Source organism: Delftia sp. SD018, from assembly GCF_017355445.1.
GTDB classification, from domain to species: domain Bacteria; phylum Pseudomonadota; class Gammaproteobacteria; order Burkholderiales; family Burkholderiaceae_C; genus Comamonas; species Comamonas acidovorans.
Genome location: NZ_JADDRN010000042.1, coordinates 1 through 15,423, shown reverse-complemented (window position 1 = coordinate 15,423; position 15,423 = coordinate 1). Strand labels below are relative to the sequence as shown.

Genomic DNA, 15,423 nt, shown 5'->3' with positions numbered 1-15,423 from the left:
GTGCGTTCAGCTTCTTGTTCGGTGGAAGAAACGGTTCAGGCCCCGGGCGGGCGCGGCCTGATCGCCCGCATGGGCCTGGTGGTGGGTGGTGATCAGCAAGGTGGCGAGCTTGTCCACGGCCTGCACATAGGGCTCGCGCTGCAGCCGGCTGGGCAGCAGCTGGCCCTGGTTGACGGCCTGGACCAGTTCGCGCCGGCGCTCGGGAATGGTGGCCAGCAGCGGCAGCTGCAGTTGCCTGGCGATCTGCGGGGCCTCCAGCTCCAGCTGGCTGTCGTGCCGGCTGACGATGAGCTGCACGCGCTCGCGATCGACCTTTTGCTCGTCGAGCTGGCGCAGCAGCTCGGTGGTGGAGACCACGCTGGCCACGCTCTGGTCGCAGACCACCCAGATCTGGCTGGCGCGCAGCGCCACGCGCATGGCCAGCTGCGTGGGCACGACGGCCCCCAGGTCGGCCACGATGTGGCGGAAGTACTGGCGCAGGCGCAGCAGCAGCGCGTCGGCATCGGCATAGGAGACGTCGCGCAGTCGGGCGGGCTGGCGCGGCAGCGTGAGCAGGCGCAGGCCGCTTTCATGGCGGGCCAGTCCCGTCGATGCCAGGCGCCGGTCGAAGCGGCGCAGGTTGTTGACGGCCTCGATGAAGTCGAAGTCGCCCAGCGTGCCCAGGTACAGCCCGCAGTCGCCGCTGGGAAAGCCCAGGTCGATGAGCAGTCCGTCCAGCGTCTCGTTGCTGATCTCGCGGGGCGTGGCGTCCTTGCCCGGCACGGCCGTCGTGCCATGCAGGCGCTTTTGCAGGTACCAGGCCAGGTGCGATGCCATGAGGCTGCTGCCCAGGCCGGCGCGGGCCGACATGATGGCGGTCAGCGGCGCGTTGGGCATGCCCGAGGCCGACGGGGGCACGCGCTTGATCAGATCGATCACCGTCTGGTGCGCGGCCTGCACGGGGCCGTCCACGTCGAGGAAGTCCTGTACCCCGGCGCGCAGCGCGGCCAGCATGCACTGCGGGTACTTGGTGCGGCCCACGGCCAGGCAGGGCAGGTGGGGGTGGGAGATGTGCAGCTGGGAGGCCAGGTGGGCCGCCTCGTCGGTGGACAGCGGGTCGAAATGCACGAGCACGGCATGCGGCATGTAGCGCTGCACCTGCTCGGTGACGTTGTCCTGGAACCGCGCCACATGCAGCCGTGCGCCGTCCAGCATGTGCTGCAGCCAGGCCTGGGCCAGCGAGCTTTCGGGGGTGCCTGCGTGGATGAAGAGCAGCTCCACCTGCAGGTCGTTGTCGAGCGGCTGCGGCGTCGGGCGGGGAGCGGCGGGCGCGGGCATCCTGTCCAGCGGTGACTTGTCCTGCGCGAGCGCATCGGTGCCGGGCTGCGGCTTGCCGGCCAGCGAGGCCGAGGAACGCAGCCCCAGCAGGGTCTCCAGCGAGGTGGGTGAGCCGATGGCCGGCGAGCCTGTGGCGTCCACAGGCGAATCGGTTGCGGTGGGCTTGCTTGTCATGTCGTCAGTACGAGAAGCCGGGTACGGCGGTCTGGGTGCTCATTCCGCCGGCGAGGTAGGGCAGCCAGACCTTGCCGGCGTTGCGCTGCTCGGATTGCGCACCGGGCAGCAGGGCTTCGAGATTGGTGCTGGCGGGAAGCGGGTGGACCAGGCGCGGGGTGACGATGATCACCAGCTCGGACTCTTCCTGCGTGTAGTTGAGGTTCTTGAAGAAGGTGCCCAGGATGGGCAGATCGCCCAGCACCGGCACCTTGCTGACGTTGGAGGTGGTGGCACGGCTGACCAGCCCGCCGATGACGAAGCTCTCGCCATCGGCCAGCTCCACCGAGGTGTCGGCGCGGCGCGTGCGGATGGCGGGCACGGTGACGCCGCTGATGGTCACGCCGCTGTTGAAGTCCAGGTCGCTGGCCTCGGGCGAGACCTTCAGGGCGATGCGATCGTCAGACAGGATGGTGGGCGTCAACTGCAGCTTGATGCCGAATTCCTTGTACTGGATGGCGATGTTGCCGTCGCGCGCGGGCACCGGGATCGGCAGCTCGCCGCCGGCCAGGAAGCTGGCGTTCTGGCCGGTCTGGGCCAGCAGGGTCGGCCGGGCCAGCACGCGCGCCATGCCGTTGCCTTCGAGGATGCTCAGTTGCGTGACGATGCCGGCGCCGCTGAAGGCCTTGCCGAAGGTCATCACCAGGCTCATGGCGCTGGCAATGGCCGACGAGGTGTTGTTGGACACGCCGCCCGAGCCCGTGCCTCCCGTGCCGCCCGAGCCGGTATTGCCCGTTCCCGTCCCTGTCCCCGTGCCGTTGGTATTGGTGCTGATGCTGCCCACCACGCCGGGGCTGAAGCTGCCGAAGCTGAAGCCCTGGTTGTTGCGCCCGCCGCTGTAGATGTTGACGCCGATGCGCTTCATCGCGGATTTCTTGAACTCCACCACCTGCACGTCCACCTGGACGGTGTTGCTCTTGACGTCGATCTGCGCGTTGTCCACCAGCAGCGTCTGGGCGGGCGCGTACTGGCGCAGTTCGGCCACGGCCTGGGCATGTTCTGGAACCGAGGTCAGGCGCTTTTCCAGCAGCAGGTGCTGGCCGCGGACCTGGACCTCCCAGCGTTGGGGCGCGCCACCTTTCTGGGGCCACACCACCAACGTGGTGCTGCCCTGGGCCTTGGGCGTGAGCAGCAGCTCGGTGCCGCCGGAGCCAGAGCCGGAGCCGGCACTGGCTCCGGAGCCCGGCGTGGCGCGCAGCAGTTTCACGTCCAGCACATTGGGGTCGCCCACGGCGATGCGGCCCGGGATACTGGCCAGCGGCATCAGGTGCTGGCGTCCGGCCACCAGCTGCAGGGAATCGCCAGAGGGCATGTCCCCGGCGCCGGGGGCGTGCATGCCTTGGACGGCAGCGGTGTCCGCAGGCGCCGACACCGCTGGCGGCAATGCCAGCAAGGCCATGCTGCCGCACAGTGTCCAGACCGCGCGCTGCAGCGGTGTTGCTCCGGCCGTCGAGATGTTCTTGCACTTCATGGCATCTCCCTCTTGTTGTGTGTTTTCAGTAGTTCACCATCTGCACCGCGGCTCCGTTGTGCAGCTCCACGGTGCGTTCGCGCGGGGCCCGCTGCGGCGGCGGCCGCACGGCGGGTGCGAAGGCCGTCATGGGCTGGGCGGCAGGCTTGCGGATGTTTTTGGCGTCGGCGCCGGTGGCCAGGTCCTGCATGCGCAGGCCGGCGAAGGCGCGGTCTGCACCCTCCAATGCCTGGTCTTTCCGGAGGCGACCCGGCACCGGCTGCAGTGCGCCGGGCAGGGCGGCGAAGAGCTTGGGATCGGGCACGGACAGGTCGTCCGGGTTGCGCAGCGCCAGGGTGAGCTGGCCGAATTTCTCGGCCAGCGTGAGGCGCTCCACATCGTCCAGCGGCACGGCCAGCACGGCCGATTGCACGTTCTCAGGGCGCTGGCCGGTCTGATCCGCAGCGCTGGCGCGGCGCAGCGACGAGCCTGCCGATTCCTTGTCCTGCTGCGCCTGGCGCTGGACGGCCGGCATGGGTGGGCGTTCCACGCTGCCGGAGCCGTAGGCCAGCACGCGGCTGCGCGCCAGCAGCAGCCGGGTCTGCGCGTCCACGGGGGCCTGGTCGGACTTGCCGTCCAGCGTGAAGTAGACATCCACGAAGTCGCCGGGGCGCACATGGTGGCCCGCGGCCATCTGCTCCCGGATGGCAATCGCCAGGGCGCGCTGTCCCGGCTCCAGCTGCAGCGCCAGGCCGCTGAGCAGTTGCTGCTCGAACAGCGGGGTGCCCGGGGTGAGCGCCATCAGCGTGGTGCGGCCCAGCACGTCGTCGGTCGCGGCAAAGCTGCCGGGTACGGGGGCGGGCAGCTGGGCCAGCTTCACATCCTCGCTGCCGATGCGCTGGCCTGCGGCAATGGCCTGGGCCACGACCACGACGGCATGCTGCGGCACGGGCTCGGGGGCCGGCTGCGCCGAGGCGGCCGGCGAGGGCTGGGCCACGGGGCGTGCGGGCTGGCTGCCCAGCAGCCAGGCAAGGCCTGCGAGCACGATGGCCAACCCAACCAGCAGTCCGGCAAGAATCTTGGTGAGGTTCATGGCTGGGGCTCCTGGTGCAAGTGGGTGGCGACGGTGTTCAGGCATGGGGGCTGCCCTGGCGCTTTCCTGCCATGGCGCAGAGGGTCCGCCAGGGCAGGAAAGCGTCCGGATAGCGCACAGCGGCGGCTTGCGGCGGGGCCGGGCCGTGTGGTGCGTGGCGAGGGGAAAGCGATCTGCATGGGCATCTCCCGTTCAGGCAAGCGGCTGGCTGTGGCGCCAGGCCAGGGCGATGGCCGCAATGGCCATGTAGCCGGCATAGGGAATGGAGCGCTGGGGCTGGCGCGGTCCATCGGTGGCGCCTGCGGGCTGAGACGCAGCGCCCAGCGGTGCCAGGCGGGCCGCCCAGGCCAGGGGCAGCCGGGCCTGCAGCCACAGGCCGGTGGGGCTGTGGCTCAGGTGGCGCAATGACAGCACCAGAAGGCCGTGCAGGCCGGCCAGCAGGCTGCCGCCAGTCCAGATCAGCAGCAGGTCGAAGCTCAGCCCGAACCACAGCCCTGCGACCGCGCCGAACTTGACGTCGCCCGCTCCCATCCAGCGCAGTGCATAGAAAGGAAGCAGCACGACAAACCCCGCCAGCAGTCCGGCCAGCGCGTTCCAGGCCGAGACCTGGAACGGCTGCGCCCCACTGGCCAGCGCCGCCGCGCCTGTGGCCAGGCCGAGCAGCACCATCCAGTTGCGCACGCGCCGGATGCGCAGATCCATGACCGCAATCGTTGCGAGCCATGTGATGCAGACGCACAGCCATAGCGAGGCCCACTCCATCTTCAGGGGGCAAGTCCGTTGAGCTTGGTGGCAAGCCGGCTGAACAGTCCGTTCAGATCGGTACCCAGCGCGGTGGCGCCCACGACGATGCCCACGGCAATCAGGCCGGCAATCAGCCCGTATTCGATGGCGGTGGCGCCTTCCTCGTCTTTCCAGAAGTTCTTGATCATTTCGGTCATGGCATGGTCCTTTCGGTTTGCAAAATGCCTTGGCGCCGGGGGCGGAGGCAAGCCCCGCCCGAGCCCGGCCAGATCGCGCCGGAGCCGGCGCTCAGGGAACGAAGCCGGTGAGCTTGGTGGCGATCCGGGTGAACAGCCCATTCAGATTGGTGCCGAGCGCGGTGGCGCCCACCACGATCCCCACGGCGATGAGGCCGGCGATCAAGCCGTACTCGATGGCGGTGGCGCCTTCTTCGTCTTTCCAGAAGTTCTTGATGATGTCGGTCATGGCATCGTCCTTTCGGTTGCAAAAGCCCATCGTTGTCGATGGCGGCGGCTGGCGATGGGCAGAAGCCGGCCGCTGCACGGGAAACCTCACCTGCCGCTTCTCACTTCACCACTGCTGTCGCGAGGCGGTGGTTGGAAAAGCGTCTGAAACGGGGCGCAACTGCTGCTCAAGGCGCAGCTGTATTCGTTGGGGCATGGCGCTGGCGGACAGGGTGGCCACGGCAGCGTCCTGGGGTTCGGGGCGGATGCGCGAGGGCGCAGGGCCGGGTTGGATGTCGGGCGCAGGGCCGGGCGCGTTCCCGGGCTCGTCCATGGGGGCAGTGCCTGGCGCACCACCACCTGCCGGAATCGGTTTTTGCGGGGTGAACAGCGCGTTCAGCCAATGGTCGGGCGGGTCCTGGGGCAGGAGGCGGCCGGTGGTGCGTGCCAGGCGCAGTTCGTTGATGCGCTGGTCGTAGATGGCGTCGGCCTCGTCCAGCAGCAGGCGCTGCATGTCCAGCTGGGCGTCCAGCACCTGGGCCAGGCTGCCGCGCCCGACTTCGAGCAGGCGGCGGCGCCCTTCGAAGGCGGCACGCGCCTCGCGCACGGCGTCGGCCAGCTGGCTTTCGCGCTGGCGGCCGGACTGGGTGCGTCCCCAGGCGGCGGAGGCGGTTTCGCGCACCTGGCGGCGCACGGTTTCCTGCTGCGCTTCCTGGGCCTGCAGTTCGTTGATGGCCTTGAGGATGCGGTCGCGCAGCTCGAAGCCGTTGCCGAAGTTCCAGCTCAGCTCCACGCCGTAGCGTGTGCCCTCGGCATAGAGCACGCCGCTGGGGTCGCGCGTGTGGGCCACCACGGCGGCCAGCGTGGGAAAGCGCTGGGACTTGCTGCGGTCCACTTCGGCGCGGGCCTTCTCGATCTGCTGCTCCATCTCCTGCAGCTCGGGGCTGACGGTTTCGGAGGCCTGCAGGGCCGAGTCCTCGTTGGCCGGCATCCATTGCACGGGCACGTTGAGCTGGGGCAGCCAGCCGGGCTGGGGCGTGAAGCCGAAGTAGCGCGTGAAGCGGGCCTGCGCATCCATGCGCTGCGACTCCAGCGCGTGCTGCTGGGCCAGGGCGCCGGCCTGGCGCGAGGCGGCCTGGCGCAGGTCGTTGCGGCCTACGGCGCCCAGTTCGGCGCGGCGCTCCTCGATGCGCGCGAGCTGGCCGATGATGCGCGCCGACTCGGCTGCCACGCGGGCCTTGTCCTCGAAGCGGTGCAGCTCCAGCAGGGCGGTCAGCGCCTCCAGCAGCACGTTCTGGCGCGTGCCGTAGAGCACGCTGCCCTGGGCCGCCTCCTGCGATTCGGCCGAGCGTATGCCCGCGCCGATGGCGCCGCCGTCCAGCAGGGCCATGCGCACTTCGGCGTTGACGGCGGTGTAGGACTCGCGGCCCCGGCGCAGCTTGGCATCGCCCGTGTTAGTGCCCACCTTGAAGGTGGGCCAGCGCGCGCCGCGCGCGGTGTTCACGTCATGCCCGGCCGATTCCAGCGCGGCGCGCGCCTTGCGCACGTCGGGGTATTCGTCGATCAGGGCGTAGAGGGCATCGAGCAGGCGGCGCTGCCCGCCGTCGCTGGCCAGCGTGCCGGGCGTGAGGTGCTGGGCCAGGCGCAGGACCACGGGGTCCGGTGCGGCTGCGGCCGTGTTTGCGGATGTGGATGCGGGTGCGGGTGCGGCTGCGGCAACCATGCCGATGTCCGTATCAAGGTCCCTGTCCGCCGCAGCCACGGGCGCGGCAGCGGCCTGCAGCGCCTGCAGTGCGGACAGGCAGCAGGCAGCGGCCAGCAGCTGGCGCAGCCGGGTGTGGCAGCGGACGTGCCAGCCCATGGAAGGGGAGGTCGGGCGGCCTGGCATCAGGGCTCCCGGAAGGCTTCGCTCTGGATGCGCAGCACGGGCCGCAGCAAATACCAGATAAAGGGTTCGTGGCCCAGCAGCAGGTCGAGTTCGGCCTGCATGCCGGTGGTGATGCGGTTGTCGGTGCGGCCCACCCAGGGCTGCTCCAGGCTGGCCTGGATGCGGAAGTACGAGGGCGAGTCGGCCAGGTTGGGATCGCGGTCGGCATCGGCCGCCACCAGGGTGACCTGGCCGGGCACCGAGCCGTAGCGCAGGAAGTCGTAGGCCGAGATCTTCACCCGGGTGGCTTGGCCGGGGTGCACATAGCCACGGTCGGCGGGGCTCAGGCGCGCCTCGACGATGACTTCGTCCTTGTCCGGAACGATTTCGAGGATGGGCTCGCCGGGCTTGACCACCCAGCCTGCGCCCGAGCTGCGCAGGCCCTTGACGAAGCCGCTGGTGGGCGCCAGCACGGCCGTGCGCGTGCGCTGGGTGCGGGCGCGGACCAGGTCTTCGTTGAGGCTGGCCAGCTCGCGTTCGGTCTGGGCCAGCTCGTCGGAGGCGCGGCGGCGGAAGGCGCCCTGGGTCTCCTGCAGCTTGGCCTGGGCCTGCTCGATCTTGGCGCGGTTGCTGAAAAGCGTCTGGCGCGAGGCAGCCAGCTCGGCGCGGACCTGCTCCAGCGCCCGCTGCTTGTCCAGCACTTCCAGCTGGCCTATCAGCTGCTCGGAGGCGAGCTGGCCGGCAATGGAGGCTTCCTGCTGGTGCAGGCGCAGATTGGTCTCCAGCCCCTCGATGCGCGCCTGCACCTGGGCCACGTCGCCGCGCGCCTGCTGCAGCTGTGCCTGGGCTGCGGCAAGGCTGCCCTGGTGCTCCAGCGCGCGTGCCGAGAAGGCGCCCAGTTCGGCCTGGACCACCTGCGCGTCCAGGTCGGCGGGGAAGGCGGTGCGCTGCAGCGGCCGGCCCTGGCTTTCCGCGCCCAGACGCGCCTTGACGGCCTGGGCCGTGGCCATGCGGGCGGTGAGCTGTTCGAGGTTGAGGCTGTTGCTGCCCAGGTCGATTTCCAGCAGCGGCTGGCCCTGGGTCACGGCCTGGCCTTCGCGCACATGGACGGCGGTGACGATGCCGCCTTCCAGATGCTGCACGGTCTGCACGCGGTCGGAAGGGATGACCTGGCCGCTGGCGACCACCACGTTCTCCACCGGATAGAACAGGCCGGTGACCACCAGGGCGGCGACGGGGATGACGAGCAGCCACTTGCCCCGCGCCAGGGCGGTGCGGCCAGGGGTGGGGGGCGTTGCGCCGGACGCGTCCGCAGGCGGCTGGCCGTGCACGGCTGCCTGCGCTTCGCTCGACTGGCGCAGCACCAGGGGGAGGTCGTCGTAGCGCCCGGCCCTCATGAGGCAAGCTCCTGCGCCACGGCGGGGTGATCGGCATGCGGGGCCGGGTCGGCCGGCGTAGCGGGGGCTGCGGACGCTGCGGACGCTGCGGACGCTGCGGACGCTGCGGGTGCTGCGGGTGCTGCGGGAGCCGCAGGCTCGCGCGCCGTGCCGAACAGCTGGGGCAGCAGCAGCTGGGGCGAGCCATGCTCGATGCCGCCGTCGCCGCGCACATGGTAGAGGTGCTGGGCCATGGAGGCCACGCGCAGCGAGTGCGTGACGACGATGACCGTGTGCTTGAGCGCAATCTGCCGCAGCGTCTGCAGCAGCGCGGTTTCGCTCTCGAAGTCCAGGTCGTTGCTGGGCTCGTCCAGGATCAGCACCGAGGGGTTGCGCAGGAACAGCTGGGCCAGGGCCAGCTTGCGCAGCTCGCCGGCCGACAGGCCCGCGCCGCCTTCGCCCAGCACGGTCTGGTAGCCCTGGGGCAGGCGGCTGATGAAGCCGTGCGCGCCCGAGATCTGGCAGGCGGTGACGATCTTGTGGTCGTCGGCATCGGGGTTGACCATGCGCAGCCCGTCCACGATGGGGCCGCTGAACCAGTACACCTGCTGGGCCAGGCAGCCTATCCAGCGGCCCAGTTCGGCGCGCGGGAACTGGGCCATGTCGTATTCATCGATGAAGATGCGCCCCTGCGTGGGCTGGTAGAGGCCGGCCAGCAGCTTGGCCAGGGTGGACTTGCCGGCGCCGTTGCGCCCCACGATGGCGTGCAGCCCGCCGGGGCCGATCTCCAGCGATGCCTGCTCCAGCGCCACATGGCCGCCCGGGTAGTGGAAGCTTGCCTGGTCCAGGCGCAGCCGGCCCTGGGGCCGGGGCAGGTCCACGGTGTCGGTCATGGCCTCGACGGGTTCCTCCAGCACGGCCTGCAGGCGGCGTGCGGCCTCGTTGGCATGGGCCAGCGAGCGCCAGTTGCTGGCCAGTTGCGAGATGGGGCCCAGCGCCTTGCCCGACAGCAGGTTCACGGCCATCAGGCTGCCGATGCTCATCCACTGCGCATTGATGGCAATGGCGCCCACGGTGATCACGGCAATGGAGAACAGCGTCAGCAGCACGGTGCTGGCCTCGCGTGCGTTTTCCATCTCGCCGTTCTTGCCAAAGCTCTCGGCCAGCCAGCGGTCATAGCCGCTTTGCCAGTTCTGGCGTGCGGCGGCGTCGTAGCCCAGCACCTTGAGCGTGGCGCGGGCATTGCAGATCTCGGCCGTGCCCCGGTCCAGCATGCGGGCCTGGGCGATTTCCTCCACGCGGCCGCTGCGCACCTCGTCGGCCCACCACCAGGCCAGCACGCCCATGATGAGCATGGCCACCAGAATCACCGGCAGCACGGGCCAGGCAATGATGCCGATGACCACCAGGGCCAGCAGGGCCATGGGCAGGTCCAGCAGCGAGGTCGCCAGGCCCCCGGACATGCCCGAGCGCATGGCGCTCACGTCGCGGAACAGCTGCAGCCACTGGCTGGAGGAGCGCTGCTCCAGCGCGGCCAGCGGGTGGCGCAGCATGGAGTGCATCAGCGCCTGGGACACGTCGCGGTCGATCATGGCGCCGGCTTCGCGCAGGGCGCGGGCGCGCCTGCGCCGCAGCCACCATTCCACGCCCAGGAAGAACAGCACGCCCGCCACCATGGCCGTGAGGGTGGCGGTGCCGCCACGCGCAATGACGCGGTTGTAGACCTGCAGCAGGAAGATGGACGGCAGCAGGCCCAGCAGACTGATGGGCAGCGACAGCCAGCCAGCCCGGCGCAGCTGGTGCGCAGCCCGGTCGAAGGACTCGGCGATGGCAGATGCAAAAGCCCCCACCGTCTCCGTTCCCGACGGCATCGCCGTGGCCTTGGCCAACTGACGGGGAAGAAGGTATCGGATCATGTTCTGATGGGCTTAGTAAGCATCTTTACAAAATGTAAAGGTACTCGTTTCACAAACACTGTAGCGAGTTATATACAGCCCTCTATAAGTTTTATTCAATCAAGAATGCATGTTCATTTGTTTTTGATGTGGATCAAAGCAGGGAGCCTGAATAGACGCTATTAAATGGCCCCCGTGGCCACTGAAACTATCCCGTATGGCATCGGCCGCCAGGGCAAGATTGGTCGTGGCGCGGCCGGCCAACAAAACCGTATCGCCTTTATGGGTTGTTCTCAGCAGCGAGCAAATCAGCTGATTCAGATCGTCATACCAATTGACGTGCAAAAGATCGCCCAAGGCTGCCGCCAGCGGCCTGAGCGGCTCCCCGTACAGCAGCACGCGCCGGGCCTGGGCATCCCGCACCAGCGGCTCCAGGGCCAGCTGCGCAGCGTCGATGCTGGCCTGGCCGGGCTGTATGCCCGCCAGCACGATCAGCCTTCTGCTCACATGAGGAGCGACCGACTGCAGCTGGGAAAATGCAGCCGTCATGGACAGTAAGTGGTTGCTCAGGCTGTGGTCCAGCAGGCAGATTCCACTGGGCAGGAGCTGCGGCTGCCCGGCTCCGATCATGGGCTGCCAATGGGCCAGGGAGGCCTGCACCTGTGCGGGCGCATAGCCCAATGCATGCAGGGCCGCCAGGGCCGCCTGCGCATTGAGTGCCATGTGGTGGCCGTCGGATTGCAGGGAAATGCCCAGGCGCAGGCTGCCCATGCCTATTTGCAGATTTCCATTGTGAAACCCCATTTCACGGACCTGTGCATTGCAATGGGGGCCAAACGTGATCAGGCGCAGTCCCATGCGTTTGGCATGCTCAATAACACTGGGGTTTTCACCTATGTCCTGATCGGTGACCAGCGCACTGCCTTTGTGCATGAGCTGCATGGCCTCAAGCACTTCCTGCAATGCTTCGTATTTTCTTTCACCGGACAGACCGGCCTGTCCGGAGGGCTCGGACTCCCCTGAATGGGGGGTGTTATTTATTGAAAGATTAGTAATAACCAGAATATCTGGGTCAATCAGCGGCAGGTCGCCACGCAGTGCCTGCAATGGCAGCTCCAGCAGGGCGCAGGGCGAGGCCTCGCTCCAATTGATCATCTGCAGCGCCGTGCCCTGGGACAGCAGGGCATCGCCACGCGCGTCTCCCCCGTCCTGCAGGCACTGGCGCATCATGCCCAGGGTGGAGGTCTTGCCCACGCAGCCGCTGACGGCGACCACGGGCGACTGGATGCGGCGGCGGGCCGCCTGCGCCAGATTGCGCAGGCCCTCTTCCATATCAGGCACATGCAGCACCGGCACGCCATGGTCCAGCAGCCCCTGCGGGCTGCTGCTGATCAGCGCCGAGGCGCGCAGCGTGGGCAGGGCCGCAGCCTGCACGCCCAGGGCCATGCCTGCACGCCGCACCAGCACGGCGGCGCCGGGCTGGTGGTGCAGGCGGCTGGCATCCAATCCCGCGCAGCCGGTACCGCTATCTGTGCGGCTATCGGTACTGGGATCTGTGCCGGGCTCTGTCGTTGCATCCAGCCAGCGCCCGCTCATCAGTTCGGCCAGGGAAGCTCTGTCCCAGGACATGGACGGGTACATGGAGCCCGCTGTGGGCGGAAAAGCCGGCTGGCCCGCAGTCTCATCGGCCCGCGACGTGAGGGAGAGTGATGGCGAGGGCGGGGAAGCTTTGGCAGGGCTGTCACCCGCGCTCAAGCCGTGGCCTGCCTGCGCAGGCAGCGCGTCTTCCCCGGATTCGGCCGCGGCATGGCTGGTGGCCGAGCCCAGTGCCTGGGTCAGAGCGTCCAGCAGTTCCAGGCCTGCCAGGCTGGATGCCAGCAGCCAGGCGATTTCGCGCGGGGACTGCAGGACCTGGCGCAGGCTGCCATCGGCAAAGGCTGCATGGCGGCGCCGGGCGGGCGGCAGGTACAGCGCCTGCTCAGGCCAGATGGCGCGCTGGGCCATGCCTTGCAGATGGCGCTGCAGGCTGATCTGCCATTGGCGCAGCAGGTCGGTGGGCTGCGGCTCCAGGCCTGCGTCGAGCTGCAGGCTCTCGACCAGGGCAATGCCTATCCAGCGTGCACAAAGGGCGCCTGCCTTCTCGATACTTTCGCCATCGTCGCCATCGTCGCCATTGCCGTCATTGCCGCCATCCATGCCCAGCAGCTGCGGCAGCGCGGCCTGCAGGAAGGCGGCAGGCAGGGCCGCCGTGTCGGGCAGTGCGCTGCGCGCCGCGCGCAGCGTGGGGCTGTCGCTGGTGGGGGGGCGAGAGCTTGCATAGACATGCATGGCCAGCTCGGCCCAGGTCAGCATGGGCTGGCCGGAGCGGGGTGTGCCGGCTTCAGCGGCATTGGTGGCAGCGGCGGCCGCCTTGGTGGTGCTGGCCGAAGCGGCAGCCATGGACAGCAGGCTTTCCGCCAGCGGGTCCATCAGCGCCGGAATGCGGGCGCGGGCCTGGCTGTCGGCTCCCGGCCCCAGGACAAAGCTGTTGCGCAGGTGGCGGGCCAGCACCAGCATGGCCAGCGCGCTGGGCAGGCAGTCGCCGGGCAATGGCTGCAGCCGTTGCTCGACATGGTCCACGGCCAGCGCAATGGCCTGCGCCAGCGCGGCGCTGCCCGCATGGCGCCGGGCCTGCAGCAGGGCGTAGGTCACGCCCAGGTGGTCGCAGACATCCTCGCAACCGGGCCAGCTTCCGTCCTTGCCCTGCTGCGCCAGCAGTTGCTGCAGCGCAGAGTGCACGGGCACGAGGTGGGGCCAAAGGCGCTGCTCGGGCGGGTCGGTGCGCGGCACGGCCAGGGCGGGCTGCTCCCCGCTGATATAGATGCCGCGCAGGTGCAGCAGCAGGCAGGGCGGGTGCAGGGGCCGTTGGGCGCTGCCTGTTTCACTGCCCAGCGGGTGCGGATCTGGCAGCAGGGGCTGCAGCAGCTGCGCACGCTCCAGGCTGGCATCAGCCAGGGCCAGGGAGCGCATGGGCGCCTGGGTCCAGGCGCTGCAGTCCGGCAGCGGACTGTCCGCCTTCAGGGGCGTGATGTCCTGCGCCCAGTCGATGCGCAGATCGACCTCGTCACGCTTGCGGGCCCAGGCCCATTGGCGCACGCGTGTCGCACCCTCGCGCCAGGCAGCCTCCAGCGTGGTGGCGCGCACGTGGAAGACGGAGGCAACCTTGTTCTCGGCCGACACCGTGAAGAAAAGAATGCAGCCGGGGTAGGGTTCGGGCAGCAGCACCATGTGCCGTGCCAGGTACTCCAGGCCATTTGCCAATTGCTGCGACAACATGCTCTCGGCCTCGGTCAGGGTCATTGGGAGGCTGCTCTTCCCGTGGGGACGGGACGCCGGGCCGCGGTGCACCGACCGCGTGCGGATCTGTTCCTTCATGGCGGCCCGGCGGCAGGCGGATGCGGAGCGCGGCGGCTCAGCGGTAGTCGAATTCCACGCGCCGGTTGCGCTGGTGGGCTTCTTCGCTCGTGCCTTCGTCGGCCAGCCGCTCCTTGCCGTAGCTGACGGACTCCACGCGGGCCGGGTTCACGCCCAGCAGCTGCAGGCTGTTGCGCACCGCGTCGGCACGCTTTTGGCCGAGCGCCAGGTTGTATTCGATGCCGCCGCGCCTGTCCGTATGGCCGCGCAGCATCACCGAGCGCCCGGGATTGCTGCGCAGCCACTGCGCATGGCTTTCCACGATGGCCCGGTCGCTGTTGCGGATGGTGTAGGCGTCGAAGTCGAAGTAGACGATGTGGGCGACGTTGGCGGGCCCGCGCTGGTCGGCCTGCGTGGTGGCCACCACGGGCGCGACGCCGGAGCTTGCCGGCGCCGGGGCCGGGGCCTTGCCGAAGGCGTAGTGGTGCTCGGAACGCTGCGTGCTGGTGGTGGCGGTGGATCCGCAGGCGGCCAGCCCTGCGGCCAGCAGCACGATGGTGCACAGCCTGAAAGTGTGTGACATGGAGGATCTCCTGGGACGTGCGCCGCCACCGTGGGGCGGCGGCGCAGGGGATGGATGCGGCGCCCGCAGGCGCCGCGGCCGCTCAGAGCAGGGTGTTGTGGTGCAGTTGCTGCGTCAGCACGCTGGCTGCTGCATCGGCCGTGCTGCTGGCATGGCTGCTGATGGAGGTGGCAATCGGATCCAGCTCGGCGACCGAGGCCGCTGCCGCGTGCGATGTGCCACCCAGCAGGCCACCGAGCAGCCCGCCGCCGGACGATCCCCCCAGCAGCCCGCCCAGCAGGCCGCCGCCGCTGCTGCCGCCACCCAGCAGGCCGCTGACGATGCCGTTGTTGCCGGCGACCGTGTTGACCACGCCGCTGACGATTCCGTTGTCGCCGGCCACGGTGTTGACCAGTCCGCTGAGGACACCGTTGTCGCCCGCCACGGTATTGACCACGCCGCTGACGATGCCGTGATCACCAGCCACCGTGTTGACCAGCCCGCTGACGACACCGTTGTCACCCGCCACGGTGTTGACCACGCCGCTGACGATGCCGCTGCCACCGGCCACGGTGTCGAGCACGCCGCTGACGATGCCGTTGTTGCCTGCCACCGTGTCCAGCACGCCGCTGACGACGCCGTTGTCACCGGCCACGGTGTTGAGCACCCCGCCGACGATGCCGTTGTCGCCCGTCACGGTGTTCAGCAGGCCACCGACCAGGCCCGATCCGCCAGTGAGGCCGCCCGTGAGGCCACCCAGCAGGCCGCCGTCACCGCCCAGCAGTCCGCCAACGATGCCGTTGTCGCCCACCACCGTGTCGAGCAGCCCGCCGACCAGGCCGGAGCCGCTCGTCAGACCGCCAGTGAGGCCGCCCAGCAGGCCGCCGTCGCCGCCCAGCAGTCCGCCAGCGATGCCGTTGTCGCCGACCACCGTATCGAGCAGGCCGCCGACCAGGCCGGAGCCGCCCGTCAGTCCGCCCGTGAGGCCACCCAGCAGGCCGCCATCGCCGCCAAGGACGCCGCCCAGCAGGCCGCCGTCGCCACCCAGCAGACCGCCGACCAGGCCGTCA

General features: G+C 69.4%; 11 protein-coding genes and 1 pseudogene. All 12 read right to left on the bottom strand.

Annotated elements, in window-relative coordinates:
- Window positions 1-6 precede the first annotated feature (6 nt).
- A complete protein-coding gene (locus INR38_RS26595; protein WP_013803754.1) occupies window positions 7-1,491 on the bottom strand; it encodes a pilus biosynthesis protein CpaE in 1,485 nt (494 codons plus the stop codon).
- Window positions 1,492-1,495: 4 nt separating this feature from the next.
- Window positions 1,496-3,001 carry a pilus assembly protein N-terminal domain-containing protein gene (locus INR38_RS26590; protein WP_207476013.1) on the bottom strand — a complete coding sequence of 502 codons (1,506 nt, stop codon included), beginning with the start codon at window positions 2,999-3,001 and terminating at the stop codon, window positions 1,496-1,498.
- A gap of 25 nt (window positions 3,002-3,026) precedes the next feature.
- Window positions 3,027-4,073: a Flp pilus assembly protein CpaB gene (gene cpaB, locus INR38_RS26585; RefSeq protein WP_207476012.1), complete on the bottom strand. Its 1,047-nt coding sequence runs from the start codon at window positions 4,071-4,073 to the stop codon at window positions 3,027-3,029.
- Window positions 4,074-4,265: 192 nt separating this feature from the next.
- Window positions 4,266-4,835 carry a prepilin peptidase gene (locus INR38_RS26580; protein WP_013803751.1) on the bottom strand — a complete coding sequence of 190 codons (570 nt, stop codon included), beginning with the start codon at window positions 4,833-4,835 and terminating at the stop codon, window positions 4,266-4,268.
- Window positions 4,836-4,837: 2 nt separating this feature from the next.
- On the bottom strand, window positions 4,838-5,014 hold the full coding sequence (locus INR38_RS26575; RefSeq protein WP_013803750.1) for a Flp family type IVb pilin: 177 nt from the start codon (window positions 5,012-5,014) through the stop codon (window positions 4,838-4,840).
- Window positions 5,015-5,105: 91 nt separating this feature from the next.
- On the bottom strand, window positions 5,106-5,282 hold the full coding sequence (locus INR38_RS26570) for a Flp family type IVb pilin (protein ID WP_013803749.1): 177 nt from the start codon (window positions 5,280-5,282) through the stop codon (window positions 5,106-5,108).
- A 105-nt stretch (window positions 5,283-5,387) separates the two neighbouring features.
- Window positions 5,388-7,148 (bottom strand): TolC family protein, encoded by a 1,761-nt coding sequence (locus INR38_RS26565; RefSeq protein WP_207476011.1) that lies wholly within the window; start codon window positions 7,146-7,148, stop codon window positions 5,388-5,390.
- A complete protein-coding gene (locus INR38_RS26560; protein ID WP_043823924.1) occupies window positions 7,148-8,524 on the bottom strand; it encodes an HlyD family type I secretion periplasmic adaptor subunit in 1,377 nt (458 codons plus the stop codon). Before INR38_RS26560 ends, INR38_RS26565 begins: the two co-directional genes overlap by 1 nt.
- Window positions 8,521-10,419 carry an ATP-binding cassette domain-containing protein gene (locus INR38_RS26555; protein WP_207476010.1) on the bottom strand — a complete coding sequence of 633 codons (1,899 nt, stop codon included), beginning with the start codon at window positions 10,417-10,419 and terminating at the stop codon, window positions 8,521-8,523. The genes INR38_RS26560 and INR38_RS26555 overlap by 4 nt, the downstream gene beginning before the upstream one ends.
- Window positions 10,420-10,518: 99 nt before the next feature.
- Window positions 10,519-13,737, bottom strand: coding sequence for a Mur ligase (locus INR38_RS26550; RefSeq protein WP_242699212.1), 3,219 nt, complete (start codon window positions 13,735-13,737; stop codon window positions 10,519-10,521).
- 112 nt (window positions 13,738-13,849) lie between these two features.
- Entirely contained in the window at window positions 13,850-14,374 is a 525-nt protein-coding gene (locus tag INR38_RS26545) for an OmpA family protein (RefSeq protein WP_012204004.1), read from the bottom strand.
- A gap of 82 nt (window positions 14,375-14,456) precedes the next feature.
- Window positions 14,457-15,423 (bottom strand): annotated as a pseudogene (locus INR38_RS26540) (hypothetical protein); the annotation flags it as partial.

What these genes read in the sequence shown, in the direction of transcription:
- INR38_RS26595 (WP_013803754.1), bottom strand. Translation starts at nt 1,491, where the DNA reads ATGACAAGCAAGCCCACCGCAACCGATTCGCCTGTGGACGCCACAGGC.
- INR38_RS26590 (WP_207476013.1), bottom strand. Translation starts at nt 3,001, where the DNA reads ATGAAGTGCAAGAACATCTCGACGGCCGGAGCAACACCGCTGCAGCGC.
- cpaB (WP_207476012.1), bottom strand. Translation starts at nt 4,073, where the DNA reads ATGAACCTCACCAAGATTCTTGCCGGACTGCTGGTTGGGTTGGCCATC.
- INR38_RS26580 (WP_013803751.1), bottom strand. Translation starts at nt 4,835, where the DNA reads ATGGAGTGGGCCTCGCTATGGCTGTGCGTCTGCATCACATGGCTCGCA.
- INR38_RS26575 (WP_013803750.1), bottom strand. Translation starts at nt 5,014, where the DNA reads ATGACCGAAATGATCAAGAACTTCTGGAAAGACGAGGAAGGCGCCACC.
- INR38_RS26570 (WP_013803749.1), bottom strand. Translation starts at nt 5,282, where the DNA reads ATGACCGACATCATCAAGAACTTCTGGAAAGACGAAGAAGGCGCCACC.
- INR38_RS26565 (WP_207476011.1), bottom strand. Translation starts at nt 7,148, where the DNA reads ATGCCAGGCCGCCCGACCTCCCCTTCCATGGGCTGGCACGTCCGCTGC.
- INR38_RS26560 (WP_043823924.1), bottom strand. Translation starts at nt 8,524, where the DNA reads ATGAGGGCCGGGCGCTACGACGACCTCCCCCTGGTGCTGCGCCAGTCG.
- INR38_RS26555 (WP_207476010.1), bottom strand. Translation starts at nt 10,419, where the DNA reads ATGATCCGATACCTTCTTCCCCGTCAGTTGGCCAAGGCCACGGCGATG.
- INR38_RS26550 (WP_242699212.1), bottom strand. Translation starts at nt 13,737, where the DNA reads ATGACCCTGACCGAGGCCGAGAGCATGTTGTCGCAGCAATTGGCAAAT.
- INR38_RS26545 (WP_012204004.1), bottom strand. Translation starts at nt 14,374, where the DNA reads ATGTCACACACTTTCAGGCTGTGCACCATCGTGCTGCTGGCCGCAGGG.